This window comes from Acinetobacter towneri (assembly GCF_017498585.1).
In the GTDB taxonomy this organism is placed as follows: Bacteria; Pseudomonadota; Gammaproteobacteria; order Pseudomonadales; family Moraxellaceae; genus Acinetobacter; species Acinetobacter towneri.
Genome location: NZ_CP071766.1, coordinates 411,745 through 433,517, shown reverse-complemented (window position 1 = coordinate 433,517; position 21,773 = coordinate 411,745). Strand labels below are relative to the sequence as shown.

Here is a 21,773-nt window from a genome sequence, read left to right as displayed (position 1 = left end):
TGCAAATGGGGTAAAGGGTGATGATGTGGCTTGAATAGATCGTTCGAGGCGTTATTTTTGATTGAACACCTCAAGATCGACTTATCAAAAAAATTTCATCTCAAATCAACTCCACCAATGCCCGAATAATCCCCAATCCCAGACCAATAAATGCACCTACCACTACACCATTGACCCGAATCATGTGTAAATCACCACCGACTTCGTTTTCAATTTTGCCAATCATTTCGCGCGAGTCCCATTCATGAATGCGCTCACTAATAAAGCGAATCACTTTTTCACTATATTGATCTGACAAGTTCACCGCAATCGTACTCATTTTTTCATTCAGTAATTGACGTACTGCGGTATTGGCAATGATATTTTCACCGACTTGCTGAATGGCAATACGCAGGTTTTGCGCAATTCCCGAATCAGATTTTTGTAAATCTTCCTTAATCGCATTGCAGAGAATCACCACTGCACCACTAATAAAATTCAAGACTTGCGGACTGTCTAATAGGGCATTTTTAGTGTCATTTAGACGTAGACTGGCACTGCTGTTGTTATCTGCCAGTTGTAACATCAGTTGTTGCCCAGCATCTTCAATTTTTTGTCGCCAAGGGTGTTCAGGGTCTGCCAACATAGATTCGACCCGTTGCAGTAAAGAATCTATGGTGCGTTGCTGCACATCAATTCCAATCCAGCTCGCACCTTTGGCCAGTTTCCACACGCCAAGCTCTTTAAACAATTGACGGGTCAATTCACGGCTTTTTTCAGGATGTTTCAGCATCCAGTCATGGGCAAGGTCTAAACCGCGTTGCAGCACATCCTGATGAAAGTCATTTTCCAAAACCGCACGCAGCATTTCACTGGCCAAGTGGTTGACCTGAGTATTGCGAACCCATTGCACACTGTTGCTTTGAATAAAGCGCCCAATTTGTTCTTGCCCGACAAATTCAAAAATTTTCGGTACAGTTTGCTGAATGACTTGGGTCACTTGCGCATTATTTTGCGGATTCGCCAACCATTTACCCACGGCTAAGGATAAGTCAGTGCTATGCAGGCTTTTTTGTACCACTTGGGGCGATAAAAAGTTTTCCTGCACAAAGCGCCCCATCGACTCGGCAATACGGTCTTTGTTGCGTGGAATAATTTCGGTGTGATCACGTAAGAATTTAGGAATTGGCATTTTGCCAAAAGGATTGCGAAACAGCACCGTAATCGCATACCAGTCTGCCAGACCACCGACCACGCCTGCTTCGGCAGACAGCATTAGAATGTGAATCAACCACGTATATTCAGGCAGTAATTTTGCGGTTAGCATTAATGCCAGCCATGCCAGCACGGCAATCACTAAAGCAATGGTGGCAAAGCGTTTACTGCGTTGCAGGCTCGGAGAGCTATGCTGCGAGCTGCTCGCTAAAGTGTGGTCAGACGCTGTATTCATGCAGGCATCCTTATCTCATTAGGGCGCGGCAGGGGCAGAGGTTGGTGGGGGTAATGGTTGTCCTGTGGGACTTAAACCATATTTTGCCCCCAGTGATTGTAAAATTAGGCTCGCATCAAAGGCATCTTCAGGTGCAGATTTTTGATCTTTAAAACACTGAATGGTGTAAGACACTTGAGTCGGATCGAGGGTCACCACTTGCGGCATATCATAGAATGGGTCAGGCCAGAATGGTGCGCGACGATGATAATATCCATACGGCGAATAGCTATACGGATAGTAACTTGGTGCAGGGTAAACCACGGCTTGTCTAGGTGGTTTCTGGCTACGGTTACTCGGATCATCTAAAACTTTAAAAAAGCGAAAACCGTGTTGCAGCGTGGTTTGTGCTGCTTTCACCAAAGTAATTTCTTCTGCAGTGCCAAAACTCATGTTATGACCCGCTAAAAAACTAATCCGATAGGTTTGCGCATTCAGTGGTGTGGTGCTGTATTGCCCCAACTGCTCAAAGCTGAGAGGTTTAGAGGATGTCGTGGCACAGCCTGTAAACAGCAAACTGCTGGCAAGGGCAAGACCGAGTAGGGAATATTTCATGTGAAAGCTCCTGTACACATCAACCAGCCAAGACAAGCTCGCCAGTTAGAAACTGCTATTGGGTTGGGTTAAAAACTCAAGTTCTTCTGCACTCGAAGGACGTCCCAACACCTGATTCCGATGTGGATAACGTCCAAAACGGTCAATAATCACTTTATGTTTCAGTTCATAGCCCAACACGGTGGGGTCATTCAAACTTTCAAACAACGTTAATGCGACTTCGTGAATACGTTTGGATTCACTGTGCATAAACGGCATATATAGAAAACGACGTTCGGTTGGGTTTAAGTCCTGATCCAATTTTAAGTGAATCATTTCTTGTGCCAACACCAAGGCCATTCCATCTTGGGCAAAGGCACGCGGGTCATTACGGTATAAATTACGTGATAATTGATCTAAAATAATGATTTCAGCCAAACGACCTGCAGGTGTTTCGCGCCATGTCCATAATTCTCCTTGTGCCGCTTGTTGCAGTACATCGGTAAATTTTTCTGCGAGCAGGGCATCAAATTCTGCGCTTTTGACAAACCAATTCGGTTCTGCAGCAGGAGAAAACCAAAAATCTAAAAAATCTTGATAATTCATACGCTTTATTATTTACCTCTGTTCTTTTGATTATAAAATCACAAATTTAGCATGTCTTATAGTGCAACTTTGTGATAAAAAATTGCCAAATTAAAATTTATTGACGTTGACCACTTTATAAAATGTCAGCATGCCCCAAAATCATCATTTTGTTAGAAAAAACAGCCCAAGCGCATGTGCTGATGCCAAATCAAGTTATACTTGAACGGTAGCAATTTCATCTCAGATCATCTGCATGATAGAGAAAATTGCCACCGACCCAAAATCAGCCTGTGGTTTATGTCGTATTTGTAGTGTATTGGATTAAGCGAGAGTGTAATGAGTCAACCCGAACCAAATGCGCAAGATGTTCTACCAACATGGGTAGACGCTGCGTTGCTTCAAGGGATGTTGCGCGGGATTGAACGCGAAAGTCTGCGTATGCAAAGCGATGGCTTCTTGTCGCAGCAAGCACATCCTCAAGCCTTGGGTTCGGCACTCACACATCCGCATATTACTACGGACTATTCCGAAGCGTTGATGGAGTTCATTACTCCACCGCAAAGCAGCATTCAACACGCGCTTGATTATTTGCGAGATATTCATAGCGTGGTGCATCAGCACTTAGGCGAAGGTGAAAAACTTTGGCCGCTGTCGATGCCATGTATGCTTGATGAAACCGATGACGGTATTCCACTGGCGCAATATGGCAGCTCCAATATTGGGCGCTTTAAAACTTTGTATCGCCGTGGTTTAGGTGTGCGCTATGGTCGCCGTATGCAGACCATTTCAGGGGTGCATTATAATTTATCCTTCCCTGAACATTTATTTGCCGCCTTGCAACAACATGAAAGTGATGAGCAGCTCAAAGCACTGAGTTTGCAAGATTATCGTAGTCATCGTTATTTAGGTTTAATTCGTAACTTTATTCGTTTAACACCATTGGTGATGTTTTTAGTCGGTGCAAGTCCATCGGTTTGTCAGTGTTTTATGACGGGGCGTGAACATCATTTGCTGCCGTTGTTAAGAGGCACGTTGTATTTACCGTATGCGACTGCGTTGCGTATGGGTAACTTTGGCTATCAAAACTCGGCGCAGAAAAAACTTGGTATTCATTACAATGACTTAACAGGTTATTTAGATGGTTTGCAAAAAGCCGTGAAAACCCCGTACTTGCCATTTAGCCGCTTAGGTTTAGATGATGCTACGGGTGAGCCAATTCAAATTAATGACCATGTGCTGCAAATCGAAAATGAGTACTACAGTTTGGTGCGCCCAAAACAAGTACCACAAGAAGGTGAAACCCCATCTCAAGCACTTGCCAATCGTGGTATTGGTTATGTCGAATTACGTGCGGTAGATGTTAATCCGTATAGCCCAATTGGGATAGATGAACATACCGCAGGCTTTTTGGAAGTCTTAGCATTGTATTGTTTGTTGCAAGACAGCCCAGCCTTGTTAGATGCGGAACAAAGTATCATCGAAAAAAATCAGGCCGAAGTGGTCAATCGTGGGCGTGCGCCAAATGCGCACATTCAAGAGAGCGATGTTAAAACCCCAATTGAAGCGTGGGGACAGCAGTATGTCACCGCCATGCAACCTTTGGCTGCTTTACTCGACCAAAGTTATGCGACGCAGCTGTATTCTCAAGCTTTAGAACGCATGATGGCGCGTTTACATGAAGTCGATGAAACCCTGTCGGCACACATGATTGCCGATACTATTCGTCATGGCGGTACGTGGGGCTTTGGCAGTTATATGGCGCAGCAACATGCACATGCGTATGAGCAACATGCGCTGCGTCCTGAAACACAAACATATTTTGATGAAATTGCAGTGCAATCTATTCAGCAACAACAACAACTTGAACAAGCACAGGGTCTGAGTTTTGCAGACTATGTCGCACAATATAGATAACAGCTCAGAGATTTAAACATGCAATTGAGTTATCGTCTGCTAAGTGGTGTTTTATTTTTAGCCAGTGTCATTGGGATGACATTTGCATTGTATTTAGAGCATGTGCAAGGTTTAGCGCCGTGTCCACTGTGCGTTTTTCAGCGGGTGGGTTTAATTGCATTGGGTTTGGTTTCACTGATTGCTTTTGTGCATAACCCTAAATCTAACGTGGTTAAGCGTATTTACGCGCTGTTCGGCAGTATTGGAATTTTATGGTCAGTGGGTGTGGCAGCACGGCATGTGTGGCTGCAAAACTTACCGCCCGATCAAGTGCCAAGCTGCGGTCCAGGGCTAGATTATTTGGTAGATGCCTTACCCATGAAAGCCGTATTGCAACAAGTACTGTCGGGTTCAGGTGAATGTGCTGTGATTGACTGGACGTTCTTAGGGCAGTCTTTACCTGTGTGGTCATTGCTGTTCTTTAGCGTGTTGGCGATCATTAGTTTATGGCAATTGCTGCGTAACTATCCTTTTGTGGCATCGACTACATTTGGCAAAGTGAAGAAAAAATAAATTCCGGGAGCCTACCCACTGAATTGATAAAAATGCGCCATCTCAATGTAGATGGCGCTTTTTTATTTGTGTATTTAGGGGCTGTTGAAAATCCATCTAAAAATCATCGTGTTGTAGCGTATTTTGAACTGTTTAGACTATGTTAGGTGAGCGCGATGCCTTCTAAGCTTGACCAATCACCAATAAACTCACGAATTTGCTGCTCTGGCACTTCTTCATGCGCAGGATAAAACCATTTCACCAATTGCTCTGCCACACTTGGATGATATTGTAACTGAAAGTGGTTCAGACCATAGAACACAGCTTTGTGCGATTCAGGCAGTTTTAATTGAAAACGTGGGTTAGGATGTTCCCCCAAAGCACTTTTTATACTGACTAAATAATCGCCAATGACTTTGCGAGTCAGGTTCTGCTTTTTCTCAAACTCAATGCTGCCTGCCACGAAATAAGCATTAATATGGGTCGGCAAAGGTGCGGGTTTGCGGTTGTCATCGACCTGTCCAATTCGTGCCTGATTATGTTCCCAGTCATCATCTCGCACACTGCCATAGCGCAAATCTAAAATGCCGTTGCTGCGAATATTGACCAGATGCCCGACAATTTTCACAATGGGAAAGCGACCTAATTTTTCCTGTAAATGGAAACCAAAACGCTCCAACACTGCTCCGTGATGTGGTGAGCCTAAACAGACCAGATTTTCGACCAAGTGAATCCAGTGCTGCAAATTTTGCTTGCCGTAAAACAGCGCACTGCGCGACACCAAGCCACCCATGCTGTGCCCAATTAAATCAATACTGGTAATTTTAGGATGACGCTGAATTAAATCATCTAAGGTATTGGCAAGACTGCGGCCATTGGCAGAAATGCGACGCCCTGTATTGTAATTCAGATATAACATGGTGTTATGGTCACGTTGTGCCAGTAATTTTTCACCAAAACCACCAAATTGGTGTGTAGTCCAATCGAGGTGATTGCGGCATAAACCGTGCACAAAAATTACCACACGTCCAGACAAATCGCCTTGTTGGACTTCGCCATAATGGTCATAGAGCACCATAGGTAAGGCGAGCGGATTTTGCTGTTCGAGTAGATAATCTCCCAGTACGCCATTCAGTACACCGACTAAAAAATGCAGGCTTGGCGTGAGTGCTTTGTCATGTAAGTTGGGAAATTGCGCAATGATTTGACGTAAACCTGGTGCAACAAAGTGATAGCCGTATTGTTGTAAGCTGTGGAAGGCAAACTTATACAACTTTTGAAAAGTCGCGGTTTTTTGAAACTTTTGCGAGCGTTGTTCGCTCATGCCAAATACGCTGAGCAAAACTTCACGCTGAATGGTTTGAATCACTTCGCTCATCACGGCATTCAGGCGCGTGCTGACCAACTGTGCCAAGCCTTCTAGGATATCGGCCTGACTTGGAGGTGTACGATCCCATCTACAATAGGTTTCATGCAGCGGTGTTAAACTTGGCATACTGTGTTGCCCCTTGTGTTCCCATATACCGAACGCTTTATTTTTACTTGGGTTCGCGGTATAAACTCAAGGGTCTGCTGGCATTTCATGAATTTACAGAACTGCAAATTTTTAGATGAATTGTCACCAAACCCGATACTTTTATTTTATCGTGTTCATCTTGAACTACTTGTAAAATACCGATGAATGCCAAGATGTTCGCATCTTTTTGTCTAACAATTGCATTTTTCCATGAAAATTAAATTAAAAACGCAAAATAAGTGCTGTATCAGCCAAAAATTGAATGGTGTTACTTAGAAATGTCACGCATGAATTTAATTTATTTACATGGTTTTCAGAGCAGTCCTTTGTCCATGAAAGGGCAGCTATTGTATGCCTATGTGCAGCAGCATCGCCCTGATATTCAGATGCATTTGCCCGATTTAAATGCTCCACCTTTAGCGGTTTTGGCAAACGTATCGGCATTGATTCGACGTTTGCCCAATGTGGCATTGGTGGGCAGCAGTCTAGGCGGCTTTTATGCGACACAACTGGTCGCACAGCATCATGTGCCTGCTGTTGTGATTAACCCTGCTATGCGACCATGGCAATTGTTTCAGGACTTGTTTGGCGATGTGCTGCCCTATGTGGTACATCCGAACTGGAGCTTAACTGCAGCGCAATTGGATGACTTAGCAGACATTGCGTTGCCAGTTGCGCAAGATGCAGACAAAATATTGGTGTTATTGCAACAAGGCGATGAAGTTTTGGATTATCGTGAAGCGCAGCGTTATTATAGTGCTGCCTCACCTTCGGCCATGATCATGACTGAAGCGCACGGCAATCATGCCATGGATGATTTTGCAGACAAAATTCCGATGTTACTGCAATTTTTATCGGATTCCCTAGCTTAAGGAAACAGTACAACGTGTCTCAATATACCGCTCAATCTCTTGAAGTTTTATCTGGTTTAGATCCAGTACGTCGTCGCCCGGGCATGTATACCGACACCACACGTCCAAACCATTTGGCGCAAGAAGTTATTGATAATGCGGTGGATGAAGCACTTGCAGGGCATGCCAATAAAATTACCGTAAAAGTCTATAAAGATGGCTCTTTGTCGGTAGAAGACAATGGCCGTGGTATGCCTGTCGATATTCACCCAGAATACGGGCAAAGCGGGATTGAAATTATTCTGACCAAGCTGCATGCAGGCGGTAAGTTCAGCACCGACAACTACCAATTTTCGGGTGGTTTGCACGGGGTCGGTATTTCTGTAGTGAATGCCTTGTCCAGTCGGGTTGAAGTGACCGTACAGCGTCAGGGCAACCTGTATAAAATGGCTTTTGATCAGGGCGAAGCCGCTGCACCTTTAGAAGTCTTGGAAGGCAAAGCGCCAAAACGTGCTTCGGGTACGTTGGTACATTTCTGGCCTGAAGCTAAATATTTTGATTCACCTAAATTTGCGCTAAAAGCCTTAAAGCACAATTTAAAAGCCAAAGCGGTACTGGCTGCAGGTTTAGAAATTCATTACATTGATGAAATTAACGATGAAAAAATTGTCTGGCAGTTTGAAAATGGTCTAGTCGACTATTTGATGGATGAGCTGGAAGATCGTGAGATTGTACCTGCTCCTGCTTTTGTGGCGACAGGTGAGGCAGAACGTGCTAGTGCAGAATTTGCAATTTGTTGGAACGTAGAAGGTGGCGAGCAAATTCAGGAAAGTTATGTCAACTTGATTCCGACTGCGCAAGGCGGTACGCATGTCAATGGACTACGTTCTGGTGTGACCGATGCTTTACGTGAGTTCTGTGAATTACGCAATTTATTGCCGCGCAATTTAAAGCTATCTGCCGAAGATGTTTGGGATGGGGTTAACTACATTTTATCGTTAAAGTTCCAAGAGCCGCAGTTTTCTGGGCAGACCAAGGAGCGTTTATCGAGCCGTGAAGCGGCAAGCATTATGCAGAATATCGCCAAAGATGCTTTTGCCTTGTGGTTGAACCAAAATTCTGACATTGCCATGCAATTGGCAGAAATGGCAATTTCCAAAGCAGGTCGTCGTTTAAAAGCAGCGAAAAAAGTAGAACGTAAAAAAATCGTTTCAGGCCCAGCCTTGCCGGGTAAATTAGCCGACTGCGTGGGACAAACCCGTGAAGAATCGGAACTGTTTATTGTAGAAGGTGACTCTGCAGGTGGTTCTGCTAAGCAAGCACGTGATAAAAACTTTCAGGCGATCATGCCAATTCGCGGAAAAATTTTAAATACGTGGGAAGTATCTTCGGACGAGGTTTTGGGTTCGCAGGAAGTACACGATATTGCAATTGCGATTGGGGTTGACCCAGGTAGTGATGATTTATCTGAATTGCGTTACGGTAAGGTTTGTATTTTGGCCGATGCCGACTCAGATGGTTTACACATTGCCACTTTGCTGTGTGCTTTATTCGTGAAACATTTCCCAAGTTTGGTGGAAGATGGGCATTTATACGTCGCCATGCCGCCGTTATTCCGTATTGATGACGGTAAAGATGTGCATTATGCGCTGGATGAAGATGAGTTAGAAAACACGCTGAAAAAAGCCAAAACCAAAAATCCGCAAATTACCCGATTTAAAGGTTTGGGTGAAATGAATGCCAGTCAGTTACGTGAAACCACGATGGATCCAAATACACGCCGTTTGGTGCAACTCGATTTGGATGATAGTCATTTTACCGCAGGTTTATTGGATAAATTGCTGGCTAAAAAACGCTCTGCAGACCGTAAAGTGTGGTTAGAGCAAAAAGGTAATTTAGCCGATTTGGCGGTTTAAGCTGATTTAATTTAGAAAAAGCATCCATTATTTCAAAAAAGTAATGGATGCTTTTTATTGTAATTTTGATTGGTGTTTATAATTCAATATTTTCAGGCCATAAAAAATATCCACCATATTGACTGGTTTTAAATTCTGCACCTACGTCTTTGCCTTGTTGAGTGAGTATGTGCTTTCCAGCATCATTGATATTTAATAAGCCTTTTTCGGTAAAATGAGCCAACAATTCATTGGTTTTCATTTTATGTTTTGCTGCAAGTTTAGATGATGTTAATTTACCAACATTATTGTCATTGGTTTCTTCAACAGATTCATTTGTTGGTTCGGCTTTCACTTCATCTAAACTAATTCTAACTTCATCACTAATACGAATAATACGTTGCGCTTCTTCATAAGCATCTTTAAAGACATCTTGATCTTCATATTTGCGAATCAAAATGCCCATTTCGTTATTATTAATTTGGCTAAATTCATAAAGATTTAGACTAGAAATAATACATTCAGATTCATTGAGATAGCATTTAGCATGTAAGTTTTTACAAAAACTGAGCCGAACAAAATCAAGTTTTTGCATCCATTTTATTTCATCAGGATGTAAATCACTTTTTCCATAAACGATTCGAATATCAATTTTGAGTCGATCTTTATCTTCAAGTAACTCTTTAATACGGTCATTTAAACGTAAATATGGGCTAATTAAAATTAACCTTTCTTTGGCATTTTTTATCAGTTCTTCTAAGAAAAAATTGGTCGCGCTCGTATTTAAAAACTTAGCCATTTAACCCTCCTCATTGTGTCTAAATTATTATGTCCTGAGTATAGCGAATTTATTTAGGTAATGATTTGATGATTAAAAATATTCTAAAATTGAGGCGAAAAAAATGGAGCATCTTGTGCTCCATTTTTTATTGATCCTTAACTAAAGAACCAATATACAAATAATGAAATAATAAATACGCACATGACGTTCAACACCATGCCCACACTCATCATTTCACTTTGTTTAATTTGACCTGTACCAAATACAATCGCATTTGGTGGCGTTGCCACAGGTAACATAAAGGCACACGATGCACCAATACCAATAATCACCACTAAAATTTCTTTTGGAATACCCATTTGGTCTGCAATTGCAGCAAATACAGGAACCAATAACGCAGCAGACGCTGTATTACTGGTAAATTCAGTTAAGAAAATAATGAAGATGGTCACCGCAAAAATCACTACCAATGGCGAAGTATCACCAAAGGTATTGGCAAGGGTTTGACCCAATACCAAAGATGCGCCTGAATCTTTTAAGATCGCACTGAGAGTTAAACCACCACCAAACAGTAATAACACGCCCCAATCGGTATTTTCAGCCACTTGCTTCCAAGACGCAGTACCTAGCATAACCACTAAACATGCAGCAGTTAATGCAGTCCATGTATCGGGTTGGCTAATACCAAAGGTTTCGCTAAGTTTCTTGCCGAAAATCCACGCCACTGCAGTACATACGAATAAAATCATCGTTGCAACACGGGTTTTGGTCCAAGGAATGACTTCAGTTTCAAAATGAATTTTTTGATTTAAATTTGGACGCAATACCAAATATAAGCTGACCAACATTGCTGGTAGCAAAATCAGCATCATTGGTAAACCAATTTTCATCCAGTCAGCAAAGTCATAGTCTAACGCTTTGGCTGCAATAGCGTTTGGTGGCGAACCTACCAACGTACCCAAACCACCTAAACTGGCAGAGTAGGCAATCCCCAATAAAATGAAAACGAAGGTTTTACGCTCTTTAGTGGCATCGAGGTGTGATAACAAACCCAGCGCCAACGGTAACATCATCGCCGCCGTGGCTGTGTTGGAAATCCACATCGACAACGCAGCAGTGACAATAAAAATAGATAAAACCGAAATCCCCAAGTGACCGCCCGACATGGAAATAATCCACATCGCAATTTTACGATCCAGTTTCTGAATGTGCAGTGCAGTCGCTAAAGCAAAACCACCAAAGAACAGGAAAATAACAGGATCGGCAAAAGTCGCCAATGCCTTGCTGGTGCTAATTGGCTCAAGCACTTTGCTGGCATTTTCAACAGGCATGCCCAAAATTACGGCAAGCACCGGCACCAAAAGCGCGGTAATGGTAATGTGTACAGCTTCGGTGAGCCATAAAATACCAATAAAAAGCAACAGACTTAGACCCTTATTTGCATTTTCATCATAGGGCAAGACATTGTATAAACCGAAAGAGAGCAGGGCTGCAATTGCAACAATCACCCAGGTCTTGATCAGTTCTTTTCGCTTAATATTGGCTGGCACTTCTATATGGTTATTTTCCATAGAAGTTCACTCCGTCAAAAGGAATTAAAAGAAAAGAGGGAAGATTGGTCGATGCAAACGACCGAAGCAGTCTGAATAGACTGTTTTTTAAGCTGGTCTTAATTATAGGTGTAAATAATTATTTAAGCCAAAAAAAATCTAAATAATTTTCCATTTGTTATGTTTATTGGTCTGATTTATATCAATAAAGCAGGTGATGTTTGGATGATGAATAATCCTTGAGCAATCGCGTAAAGTGCCATAAAACCCAATAATGTAAATACAATCTGCTTAAATAATGTCTGGGAAATTTGTTTACGAATCAGACTGCCGATATACACCATCAGCATAGAGATGATGCAAATCAGGGCTAAAACTTTTAATTGTATGTGGCTAAACTGTTGAATGACTGGATATAAAACTGCCAATTGAATGAGTTTGGAAATAATAAAGTTTAAGTTGCTAATCACCACAATATCGGTTTTGCTGTGTTGAGTGCTGAGTAAATACATCATTAGAAATGGTGCCATGGCATTGGTCGCACCACCAATCACACCTGCCAGCAAACCAAAAATCAGCATATTTTTGAGTGAGGCAGAAATTTGCAAAGGACGTTGTCGAAATTGATCGGCCACGTACAATAAAATCAGTACGCCCATTGCCAATTTTAAATAACCTTCGTTCAGAATGAGCAGCAAACTGACGCCCAAATAGCTGCCAATCAGCGCACTGAAGATTAAACCCCAATATTTTTTGCAGTAGCCATATAAACTGCTGAATATAGATTGTGTGGCATCGCCCCGCAGCATGTAGATATTGAGAAGCAAACAGGGAATCAGAACCAAAGCAACCGCAGTACTGAGTGGATATAACATCGCCACCGCAGCCGTACTGAGCATAGGAAAACCAAAACCGCTCATGCCATGCAAAATTGCAGCAATCGCACAAAACAGCAGAATAATGAAATCGGTTTTTTGCATGTGGGCTTCACAGTGCTTTTTATTTGAAATTTAACTCAATGTAGCGGAGTTTTGCGCTAAGTACAAATGGGTTGCATGGTTATGAGCAAAGCATATTTATTGGAAACTATTTTAATGACCAATAAAAAAGCAAGACCGAAGTCTTGCTTTTTTGAACAGAGAAAAATACAGCTTAGAAATGGTATTTGACCAATGCGCTGACATCGTTTTGATCTACGCCTTTAATACCAAACTTGTTGTTCCAAACAGAGTGTTCGATACCGACATATAAACGTGTATTTGGCGAAATGTGTTTGCCTGCATTCCATTTATATTGTGTAGTCCAGTTGAGTTCGCTAGCGTGGTCATCTTCTGCAGTAGACCAGTCTAGGAAGGCATCAGCCAAGAACTCTTCTGAACCAATTTTAAATGGTACAGCATAAGTGATGGTCATTTGATAATCATCTTCTTGGCCATCATTTTCTACTTTATAGAAGTTGATGTTTGCATATTGGGTATATGGGATGTCTAAAGCAAAACCAATACCGTACAGGTAGTTGTTAAAGCCTTCACCACCTTCCCAAGTCGTTGCAATCAAAACGTCTTTAATTGGGCCGACTGCCAGTTTTTGGCCTGAAACAGCACCCAAGCTTAAACGTGGTGCAACTTCAAAATAAGTTTCGTTGCCACTTAGATCATTATTGGTACGGTCAGCAAAGGCAAAAAAATCACCGTATTTCAATCCAGCAGCATATTCAGCAGTAATAGTGGTTTGCTCTAAATCATCAACCATGCCAACAGGATGAGCATAATTCTCACCATATAAACCTGTAATGCTAAAATCTTGCCAAACTGGCGCAGCTTGCGTAAAAGTTGCAGCAGTAGAGAGAGCGCATAGCGCAGCAATATGTGTAAATTTCATAAAATAAGACCCCAAGAAAAGCGTTTCAAGGATACAGATTCTTAAGCAAAAATAAAGCAAAATTCGATTATTGACAGGTCATTTCTTGGTATTTTTTGCCAATTCTAAAAGCGCTGCATTTTTTGCAGGATTTAAAACCAATGGTAAAAATAATGTCTAGCTTTTTGCATGCCATGCTAAGCCCCTTAAAAGCATCAAGTTTCTGTGTTGAAAAACCAATCACATCTGCTTGAACAGTCAAATTGGTTGCTTATTGAACATCTGAGCGAAAACTTGTCCTAAAAGGGTTATTCTTTTGCTGCTTTTCTATAAATATTGCTTGCATATTTTTCAGATAGGCCCGATATTCAAGGTATAGGGACACGGTTCTGCAGAATTAAAAGTGTTCATCATTCACGTAGGAGGAAGTGATTCCAAACTAAGTTGAAGATGTACTTTATGCTGTAAAAACAGCACATTATAAACACGCCAAAACATATATATAAAATTATGTGTAAGATTTTGGCACAACAAGATTCAGAAATAACGAACGCAAGAGGATGAAATCATGAACATTGAAATCCGTACCGATAAAAACATTCAAAACAGTGATCGCTTAATTAGTTACGTTCGTGAAGAACTGAATAATGAATTCCAACGCCACAGTGAGCGTATTACCCATTTTTCAGTGCATTTTAGTGATGAAAATGGTGAAAAAGGCGGTGATGACGATATTCGTTGTATGATTGAAGCACGTCCAGCAGGTTTAAAACCAGTGGTTGTGAATCATCGTGGTCATAACATTGATACTGCAATTCATGGTGCGATTGACCGTTTAAAACGCAGCCTAGAACATGCGTTTGAGAAAAATGAGAATCCTCGTGGTGCTCGCCCAGAATTTGTAGATACAGATGTTGGTGGCGACGACGAATAAGGATCAGACAGATTCCAAGAGCCTCGCAAATTTTGCGGGGCTTTTTTGTGTTTGCATGCAGCCAATGCACTAAATTCACGATTTGCTGACATTTATCTCATACAAATGTCGCTTTATTGGGCATAATAGTTCTAAATTAAACATTGAATAAGAGAGCTCTCTGCATGTTAACTGCGCAACAACAAGTCTTGGTGCAAGCAATAGAAGAATTAGACCTTGCCCAAGTGCAACGCCTATTGGCAGACGGTTTAGACCCTAACTTTATGGATGCCGAAAAAGGCCCTGTAATTTCAGTCTGGTCAGATGGTTTATTTCAATGGTGGGAAAAAGTCTGCGAAGCATATGAAGCAGGTCAGCCACTCACAGAGCAGCAAAAACAGCAAGATTTGCAAGTGCATTTAGATATTTTAGAGGCCTTGATTCAAGCCAAAGTGAATTTGCATTTATGGGATGCCGAAGAAATTTACGGCCCATTGTGGGATGCGGCTTCTGCAGCATGTGTTCCTGCGGTACAGCGTTTATTAGATGAAAAAGTCGATCCGAACAGCAAAGATGAAGATGGTTTAACGATTTTATCTTCAATTAGTGATTTATTGTTTGATTGTGATTTTGATGAAATTCAGTGGTCGGATGCTTTGCTAGAAGAACAGCAGACTTTAGAATTGTTGCGTCGTTATGGCGCAAAAATGAGCAAAGAATTGGCCTAAGAGCAGAGATAAAAATATGTCAGCATTAAAAACAGTTGGGTTAATCGTGGCGGCAGGCATCAGCATGCAGGTGAGCGCGGCAGATTTTGAGTTTGATCGTCCTGGTGCAGGAATGAGTACGGGTATTACACCTGTAGGGAAACTGGCTTGGGAACAGGCTTTGCCAAGTGCAAGTTATCAAGAAAGTAACGATGCTTCGGGCGAAAAAGTTAAAACTACTCGCCTTAATGCTGACATGCTGTTACGTACAGGTTTGGCGCAAGATTTAGAGTTACAGCTGGGCTGGCAAGGGCCTGCATGGAGCAAAAGCAAAACTGCAGGTCAATCGGTTGAAGATGATGGTTTGGGTGATGTCAGCATTGGTTTAAAACAAGCCATTGACTTAAATGATGACAAACTTTCTATGGCCGTGTTGTTGCAAGCGCTAATTGCCACAGGCAATGATGGCTTTAGCGAAGAAGATGATATTTATAGCTTGGGTACGGCAGTCAGCTATCAATACAGTGAGCTGTTAAAAACAGGCATCAACATGCGTTACGATGTACAAAATAGCGATTGGGCGGTTACAGCAATTCCCAATATTCAGTACCGTTTAAGCGATCAATGGTCAGGTTTTTCAGAATTGGTCTATCGCAAAGCTGAAAGTCAGGACAATGAATATGGCTTAATTTCGGGAGTGATTTACGCACTGAATGAACGCACTCAACTGGATGCCAGTGTCGGTGTAGATTTAGACGGTGCAGATAAAAGTTACCGTGCAGGTTTAGGTATGGCGTTTTTGTTCTAAGCCATTTAAACCATTTAAAGCTTTAAAATACGTTGTATGCTGCAGCAGGCCAAAGTTATTAAGTATTAAGCTTGCTGCAGATTCGTTTTCATCCTAATAAAGTTCATGCCGAGGCGAGCAGAACATGAAGCAGTCCTTATTTCAGACCTTTTGGCAAGCTGCTGTTGATCTAATGGCTGATATTTTTCGCTATATGAATAGGGGCTTATCTTGTCTGCTCGCAAGTCTACTTTTATTGTGTTCGCTAAGCCTACACGCAGAAGCACCTTTACTCCCACCCGAACAAGCCTTTCAGTTTAGCGTTGAATCGGTCAATCCCCAACAAGCCGAACTGCGCTGGAACATGCCTGAACAGTATTATTTGTATCAGCATCAATTTAAGGTTGAGCATGGACAGCAAATACTGGCTTTAGAGTTGCCTCCCGCAGAAGATGTTTATGATGAAAACTATGGACATACTCAGGTTTATTATCAACAAGTCAGTTTTAAAATTCCCACGCAGGCTGCACAGCGCTATCAAGTGAGCTGGCAAGGTTGTGCGCAAGATCGACTTTGTTATCCACCACAGCGCATTGAATTTCAGACAGACAGCACTGGTTTGGTGATTTTAGACAATCAAAGCGCAGCACAAAAAAATCTGTGGGGTGGACACAGTAACCCAACCCAGAATGTGTTTTCGACAACACCTGCCAACTCCACGCTAGCATCCTCAACAAGTGTTGCGACAGCGCAACCCATCACTGCACAAGATCAAATGTGGTCAGAAAAACTGGCACAGAGTTCATTTGCTTATGGCTTGCTACTGTTTTTTGGTTTAGGGGTTTTATTGGCCTTTACTCCATGTTCTTTGCCGATGTTGCCCATTTTGACCTCCTTGTTGGTGCGTGAACATAAAGGTGTCAAAGCGTGGACGATTACTCTGGTTTTTGTCTGTAGCATGGCAATGGTTTATGCCATATTGGGTTTAATTGCGTCATCCGCAGGTTTGAATTTTCAGCGTTGGTTACAACAACCTGCGACTTTAATTGCCTTTAGTTTACTGTTTGTGTTGTTTGCCTTAAATTTGTTTGGACTGTTTGAGATCAAGTTACCACGTGCTTGGGTCAATCGACTCGATCAGGTGCAATCTATGCAAAAAGGCGGCAATTTGGCAGGTGCTGCACTCATGGGCATGTTGTCGGCACTTTTGGTCGGCCCATGCATGACTGCGCCATTGGCAGGGGCGTTATTGTTTATTTCACAAACCCAAAGTCAGATGCAGGGGGCGTTGCTGCTATTTACGCTCGGGTTTGGCATGGGTTCGCCGTTATTGTTGGCTAGTGTGCTTGGGGCAAAAGCTTTGCCACGCGCAGGTTTGTGGATGCATCAAGTCAAAGTGCTGTTTGCCTTTATTATGTTGGCATTGGCATTGTATTTTATTCGTCCGTTATTGGGTGAAGCATGGATGCAATGGCTTAGTTTGGCACTTGGAGTGGGTTTTGTCGGCTATGTGTTGCATCGTTTGAGTGGCTATCATGGTACGCTGCGGGCGATTTATCTGAGTGCGTTATTGGTGGTGGTGCCGTATCTGATTTATAACCAATATCAACACAGCCAGCGTTTTTGGCAGCAGGAAAACGATGCGGTTTTAGAATGGCACCGTGCAACGACTGCAACGGAATTACAACAGTTACTTGCCCAAGCTCCGAAAAATCAGCGCATGATTATAGATGTCTATGCCGATTGGTGTGTGGCGTGCCGTCCGATTGAGCAACAGGTATTGACATCTTCCACTGTAAAACAGGCACTTGCAGAATTTTATTTAATTAAACTCGATTTAAGCCATTACGATGCCAGTCATCAAGCTTTGCTGAATAAATGGGAAATTTTAGGGCCACCTACCTTTTTATTTTTGGATGCACAACAACAAGAAATTCGCAGTCTGCGTTTAACGGGTGCGTTTAACGAAAGCACCTTGTTAAATCAACTGCAGCAACTTCAAACCACACAGGAGTCATCGCCATGATGCAGCTGTATATTGCCAATAAAAATTATTCGAGCTGGTCGATGCGCCCGTGGTTGGTACTGAAGGCGTTTGATTTGGCTTTTGAAGAAATACAACTGAACTTTCCATGCGAGCGTGGTGAGGGCGATTTTAAACAACGTGTCCTAGAAATTAACCCCAATGGTAAAGTGCCTGCCTTGTTAGATCAGGGCATGTTGATTTGGGATTCTCTCGCCATTTGTGAATACTTGGCAGAGCAATATCCTGAACAGGCACTTTGGCCGCGTGATGTACAGCAACGCGCTTGGGCGCGTAGCATCAGCGCAGAAATGCACAGTGGTTTTACCGATTTACGCAGTTTATGTGGCATGAATATTCGCGCCAATTTAGCAGAAGTGGGTACAAAATTATGGCAAGAACATTCGGGTTTAAGACAGGATGTGGCACGCATTGAACACATTTGGGTGGAACGTCCTGCTGTAGATGGTTTCTTGTGTGGTGAATTTAGCATTGCCGATGCGTTTTATGCTCCTGTGGTGACGCGTTTTATGACTTATGCCTTGCCTGTAAGTGCCAACAGCCAACACTATATGCAGCGGGTGATGCAGCATCCTGCTATGCGCGCTTGGGTACACGCCGCATCACAAGAAGCAATGTGGGTCAATTATTTAGAGCCTTATCAAAAACCAGCAAAATGACTTGGAAAAAGCAGGATTAGGAAAAATACTGCGGAAGTTTTTGTGCGGTAAAGTGGTCTTTTTTGTTCCAAAAATAAAACATAGTGTCTTAGTTTTCCCAATTATTCTATTTACGCTGCACGATTAAAATAGCGTTATTAAATGAATACAAGATTGGAACATCCCCATGAAAATTTTACACATCGACTCGAGTATTTTAGGTGAAAACTCAGTTTCACGTCAGTTAAGCCAAGCGATTGTGCAACAATTGACTGCAAAAAATAGCAATGCACAGGTCGATTATTTAGATTTGGCACAACAGCCGATTCCGCACTTAACTGCCGAAATTTTAATGGGGCAGGATGCAGAACAAGCGGCTTTGGGTGAAAAAATCATCCAACAATATATTGATGCCGATGTCGTGGTGGTGGGTGCAGCCATGTATAACTTTGGTTTGACTTCAACTTTAAAAGCATGGATTGATCGCATCAGCGTGGCAGGTAAAACCTTTAAATATACCGAGCAAGGGCCTGTAGGTTTGGCGGGTGAGAAAAAAGCCTATATCGCCAGCAGCCGTGGCGGTGTGTATGGTGATAATAGCCCTGCTGATTTTCAGGAAGATTTCTTGAAAACCATCTTCAACTTTACAGGGGTGAATGATGTAGAAATTATTCGCGCTGAAGGGGTGAGTATGTCGGAATTTAAAGACCAAGCTGTTGCCAATGCGATGCAAAAAATTCAGGCGATTTAACCCACTATTTCAATAAAAAAAGCTCAGTGCCTTGAGGGTGCTGAGCTTTTTTTATATAGATGGATCGGCTAAAAGGGTTGGTTAGCAAAGCCTTGTTATGGTTGAACTTAGCTCTGATCTTGCCGATGTGCAAACTCTGCTAAATCTGCCAATGCACGTTTGGCTTCTTCAAACCACGGTGAAAACATTTGAAAATTGTGCCACATACCCGTGTAGAGTTTGTAATGCACTTCTACGCCTGCCTGTTCGGCTTTTTCTTTAAAACGTGTTGCATCATCCAGCAAAATTTCTTTAGAGCCAATTTGTACTAAAACTGGTGGTAATTCATGTAAATCATCAAACAATGGCGAAATTTGCGGGTCTGCCCGATCAAGTTCAGGCGGTACATAGTAATCAATGCCTGTTTCCAGCGTTTCAATTGACAGCAGGGCATCATGCTTGCTGTTATAACGCAAGGATTCACTGGTGAGGGTTAAATCTAAAAATGGTGACAGCAGCATTAAGCCACTCACTTGCGGCAATTGCTCATCACGTATTTTTAAAGCTAGCGCCAACGCTAAATTTGCACCGCAAGAATCTCCTGACAAAATAATATCTTTGGCGTGTATACCTTGCGCCAACAGACTTTGATAGACATCAAACACGGCTTCCAAAGCATGTGGAAAAGGATGCTCAGGTGCAAGCGGATAATCGACATGAATCACTTGCATTTGGGTGCGTGCCGCAACTTGACTCAAAAATGCTCGATGGGTATTTAACGAACCCAGAAAAAAAGCCCCGCCATGAATATGAAAAATGAGCTGTGTTGCAGCATTCTGTGGTTTTAATTCTTCGGCATGCAGACCTGCTAAACGCAGCGCGCGTACCTGCACCGACTTTTGCATGGGAAATAAACGGCACATTTGTTCTAGTGCAAAACGTACAGAATTGGGGGGTAAATTAAATTGGCTTGGTTTGCGAATGGTGGTTTTTAAAAACTGCTCTGTAATAATTTGTTTCCACATGGGGTTAATCTTCATGATTTTTCCATCTTGTTCTTTATTTGATCGGATATTTGTGTATTTACCAACATAATTTACAAGGGTACACTAAACGGTCACATTCAAAAATTGCAAATTTGTTGTGACTTTTTAATAATAAAGTTGTCTGATAGTAGACCAGGGAAACAAAACAATGAAAAAAATTGCACTTGCATTCGGGCTGTTAGGTTTAAGCGCTTTGGCCAATGCTGCAGATCCGCTTAACGGCACAGTTTGGAAAACAATTGACGACAAAACCAAACAACCCAAAGCCACGGTAAGATTTACTGAGCAAAAAAATGGAACTTTAACCGCAAGCATTCAGTCAATTTTAACGCCTGGTGAAGAAAATGCCTGTACAAAATGTGAAGGTCCGTATCACAACAAATCACTCAAAGGTTTGACCATTGTTCGCGGTCTGAAAAATACAGGCGGCACGAGCTACGATGGTGGTTCAATTCTTGACCCGCAAACAGGTAAAACCTACAAGCTAAAAGGTAAACTTGCCGATGGTGGTAAGAAACTGGAATTGCGTGGTTTCATTGGTGTAGCGGCATTGGGTCGTAACCAAACATGGATTCGTGCGAACTAAGCATGTATTCCACCTGTGCAGTTGAAATCATATTGCACAGGATATAAAAAAACCTGCTCCATGTGAGCAGGTTTTTTTATTGGTATTTTTTTAAACTTAACCTAAAGCACGATAAGCCGCTTCATCAAAACCCGCAATAAAGCCTGATTCAGTTTTTAAGACAGGACGTTTAATTAAACTGGTGTGAGTGCAAAGTGCTTCAATTAAGTTGGCTTCACTGGCCAAAGCAGCTTGCTGTTCTGCTTCGCTGAGTTTGCGCCAAGTGGTGCCTTTTTTATTCAGTACTACATCTTGCCCAAGCGCATCTAACCAACTTTTGACAGTGTCGGCATCGATCCCTTGTTTTTTATAATCGTGAAACTCATAACTTAGCCCCAATTCATTGAGTAAATCGAAGGCTTTTTTCATTGAATTGCAGTTCTTAATCCCATAAATTTTTAACATATTTTTTTCACGTTAATATCATCAAACTGGCTATAGCCTAGCCCAAAACAGCGCTAAGTGCTAGAAACTTGCAGTGAACAATGATTGGCTGTTTAAATGGTATGTGTCATCAATACGTCATACCGATGTCACCAAATTGACACTTGATCGCTCTAAAATGGGACGCATAAACAGAAAAAAATGAAAAACTTGATAAGAACAGACTCTAGTGAAAATAAAAAATACAGTGAAGAACAACAGTAACAGCGCAAAACAGAAAATAAGATGATAAAAAGAGAAAACCCGCATTTAATCATCCTGATTATGCGGGTCTCATTTTAACGTCCATTGTTACATCCTTGAAACTAACCAAAACCAGTTAGTTTATTTTCCATCCTTCGGCTTCCAATC

Annotated in this window: 22 protein-coding genes; 11 read left to right on the top strand and 11 right to left on the bottom strand. The window is 42.1% G+C overall.

Translation table 11 applies throughout. The features are described 5' to 3' along the window. Positions 1-100: 100 nt before the first annotated feature. The 3 genes from J4G44_RS02095 to J4G44_RS02085 are packed head-to-tail and all read right to left on the bottom strand — an operon-like array spanning position 101 to position 2,608. Entirely contained in the window at positions 101-1,429 is a 1,329-nt protein-coding gene (locus J4G44_RS02095) for a DUF445 domain-containing protein (protein WP_154320168.1), read from the bottom strand. Between the two features lie 18 nt (positions 1,430-1,447). Next, positions 1,448-2,023 carry a CC0125/CC1285 family lipoprotein gene (locus tag J4G44_RS02090; RefSeq protein WP_104852739.1) on the bottom strand — a complete coding sequence of 192 codons (576 nt, stop codon included), beginning with the start codon at positions 2,021-2,023 and terminating at the stop codon, positions 1,448-1,450. A gap of 45 nt (positions 2,024-2,068) precedes the next feature. Continuing rightward, on the bottom strand, positions 2,069-2,608 hold the full coding sequence (locus J4G44_RS02085; protein WP_154320169.1) for a DUF924 family protein: 540 nt from the start codon (positions 2,606-2,608) through the stop codon (positions 2,069-2,071). Positions 2,609-2,926: 318 nt separating this feature from the next. On the opposite strand from J4G44_RS02085, the gene gshA reads away from it, so the two are divergent. Both gshA and J4G44_RS02075 read left to right on the top strand, forming a co-directional pair. Beyond that, complete coding sequence (gene gshA, locus J4G44_RS02080) at positions 2,927-4,504, top strand: glutamate--cysteine ligase (protein WP_167846414.1); 1,578 nt, start codon at positions 2,927-2,929, stop codon at positions 4,502-4,504. Between the two features lie 18 nt (positions 4,505-4,522). Then, positions 4,523-5,056, top strand: coding sequence for a disulfide bond formation protein B (locus tag J4G44_RS02075; RefSeq protein ID WP_131261221.1), 534 nt, complete (start codon positions 4,523-4,525; stop codon positions 5,054-5,056). A 142-nt stretch (positions 5,057-5,198) separates the two neighbouring features. On the opposite strand, the gene J4G44_RS02070 is transcribed toward J4G44_RS02075, so the two are convergent. After that, positions 5,199-6,530 (bottom strand): alpha/beta fold hydrolase, encoded by a 1,332-nt coding sequence (locus J4G44_RS02070; RefSeq protein WP_154320171.1) that lies wholly within the window; start codon positions 6,528-6,530, stop codon positions 5,199-5,201. A 308-nt stretch (positions 6,531-6,838) separates the two neighbouring features. Between J4G44_RS02070 and J4G44_RS02065 the strand changes: the two genes are divergently transcribed. Continuing rightward, the gene (locus J4G44_RS02065; RefSeq protein ID WP_026438348.1) at positions 6,839-7,423 is read left to right on the top strand and encodes a YqiA/YcfP family alpha/beta fold hydrolase; all 585 of its coding nucleotides are present in this window, start codon (positions 6,839-6,841) and stop codon (positions 7,421-7,423) included. A gap of 14 nt (positions 7,424-7,437) precedes the next feature. Further along, positions 7,438-9,318: a DNA topoisomerase IV subunit B gene (gene parE, locus J4G44_RS02060; RefSeq protein WP_004974183.1), complete on the top strand. Its 1,881-nt coding sequence runs from the start codon at positions 7,438-7,440 to the stop codon at positions 9,316-9,318. 76 nt (positions 9,319-9,394) lie between these two features. On the opposite strand, the gene J4G44_RS02055 is transcribed toward parE, so the two are convergent. The 5 genes from J4G44_RS02055 to J4G44_RS02035 form a co-directional block, all read right to left on the bottom strand. Next, on the bottom strand, positions 9,395-10,096 hold the full coding sequence (locus tag J4G44_RS02055) for a phospholipase D family protein (protein ID WP_004974184.1): 702 nt from the start codon (positions 10,094-10,096) through the stop codon (positions 9,395-9,397). Positions 10,097-10,233: 137 nt separating this feature from the next. Continuing rightward, positions 10,234-11,649, bottom strand: coding sequence for an SLC13 family permease (locus J4G44_RS02050; protein ID WP_004974185.1), 1,416 nt, complete (start codon positions 11,647-11,649; stop codon positions 10,234-10,236). A 176-nt stretch (positions 11,650-11,825) separates the two neighbouring features. Further along, positions 11,826-12,608, bottom strand: coding sequence for a sulfite exporter TauE/SafE family protein (locus J4G44_RS02045; protein ID WP_004974188.1), 783 nt, complete (start codon positions 12,606-12,608; stop codon positions 11,826-11,828). A gap of 172 nt (positions 12,609-12,780) precedes the next feature. Then, positions 12,781-13,509 carry an outer membrane protein OmpK gene (locus tag J4G44_RS02040; RefSeq protein ID WP_180160829.1) on the bottom strand — a complete coding sequence of 243 codons (729 nt, stop codon included), beginning with the start codon at positions 13,507-13,509 and terminating at the stop codon, positions 12,781-12,783. Between the two features lie 67 nt (positions 13,510-13,576). After that, positions 13,577-13,750: a hypothetical protein gene (locus J4G44_RS02035; protein WP_168417680.1), complete on the bottom strand. Its 174-nt coding sequence runs from the start codon at positions 13,748-13,750 to the stop codon at positions 13,577-13,579. Between the two features lie 306 nt (positions 13,751-14,056). Between J4G44_RS02035 and J4G44_RS02030 the strand changes: the two genes are divergently transcribed. The 6 genes from J4G44_RS02030 to J4G44_RS02005 all read left to right on the top strand — a co-directional run bounded on the left by J4G44_RS02030 (position 14,057) and on the right by J4G44_RS02005 (position 19,328). Further along, a complete protein-coding gene (locus J4G44_RS02030; protein WP_004974190.1) occupies positions 14,057-14,422 on the top strand; it encodes an HPF/RaiA family ribosome-associated protein in 366 nt (121 codons plus the stop codon). A 164-nt stretch (positions 14,423-14,586) separates the two neighbouring features. Next, the gene (locus J4G44_RS02025) at positions 14,587-15,129 is read left to right on the top strand and encodes an ankyrin repeat domain-containing protein (RefSeq protein ID WP_004974192.1); all 543 of its coding nucleotides are present in this window, start codon (positions 14,587-14,589) and stop codon (positions 15,127-15,129) included. A 16-nt stretch (positions 15,130-15,145) separates the two neighbouring features. Further along, a complete protein-coding gene (locus J4G44_RS02020) occupies positions 15,146-15,916 on the top strand; it encodes a transporter (RefSeq protein ID WP_179997058.1) in 771 nt (256 codons plus the stop codon). A gap of 172 nt (positions 15,917-16,088) precedes the next feature. Further along, positions 16,089-17,921, top strand: a complete 1,833-nt coding sequence (dsbD, locus tag J4G44_RS02015) for a protein-disulfide reductase DsbD (RefSeq protein WP_180169905.1) — start codon at positions 16,089-16,091, stop codon at positions 17,919-17,921. Then, entirely contained in the window at positions 17,918-18,598 is a 681-nt protein-coding gene (locus J4G44_RS02010; RefSeq protein ID WP_180096280.1) for a glutathione S-transferase family protein, read from the top strand. The genes dsbD and J4G44_RS02010 overlap by 4 nt, the downstream gene beginning before the upstream one ends. Before the next feature lie 166 nt (positions 18,599-18,764). Then, positions 18,765-19,328: an FMN-dependent NADH-azoreductase gene (locus J4G44_RS02005; protein ID WP_004974205.1), complete on the top strand. Its 564-nt coding sequence runs from the start codon at positions 18,765-18,767 to the stop codon at positions 19,326-19,328. A gap of 107 nt (positions 19,329-19,435) precedes the next feature. Here the strand turns inward: J4G44_RS02005 and J4G44_RS02000 are convergent, their stop codons facing one another. After that, a complete protein-coding gene (locus J4G44_RS02000; protein WP_004974206.1) occupies positions 19,436-20,347 on the bottom strand; it encodes an alpha/beta hydrolase in 912 nt (303 codons plus the stop codon). Positions 20,348-20,501: 154 nt separating this feature from the next. Between J4G44_RS02000 and J4G44_RS01995 the strand changes: the two genes are divergently transcribed. After that, positions 20,502-20,939, top strand: coding sequence for a DUF2147 domain-containing protein (locus J4G44_RS01995; RefSeq protein ID WP_004974208.1), 438 nt, complete (start codon positions 20,502-20,504; stop codon positions 20,937-20,939). A 96-nt stretch (positions 20,940-21,035) separates the two neighbouring features. Here J4G44_RS01995 and J4G44_RS01990 read toward each other — a convergent pair whose 3' ends face one another. Continuing rightward, the gene (locus J4G44_RS01990; RefSeq protein ID WP_026438350.1) at positions 21,036-21,383 is read right to left on the bottom strand and encodes a Spx/MgsR family RNA polymerase-binding regulatory protein; all 348 of its coding nucleotides are present in this window, start codon (positions 21,381-21,383) and stop codon (positions 21,036-21,038) included. Positions 21,384-21,773: the final 390 nt, after the last annotated feature.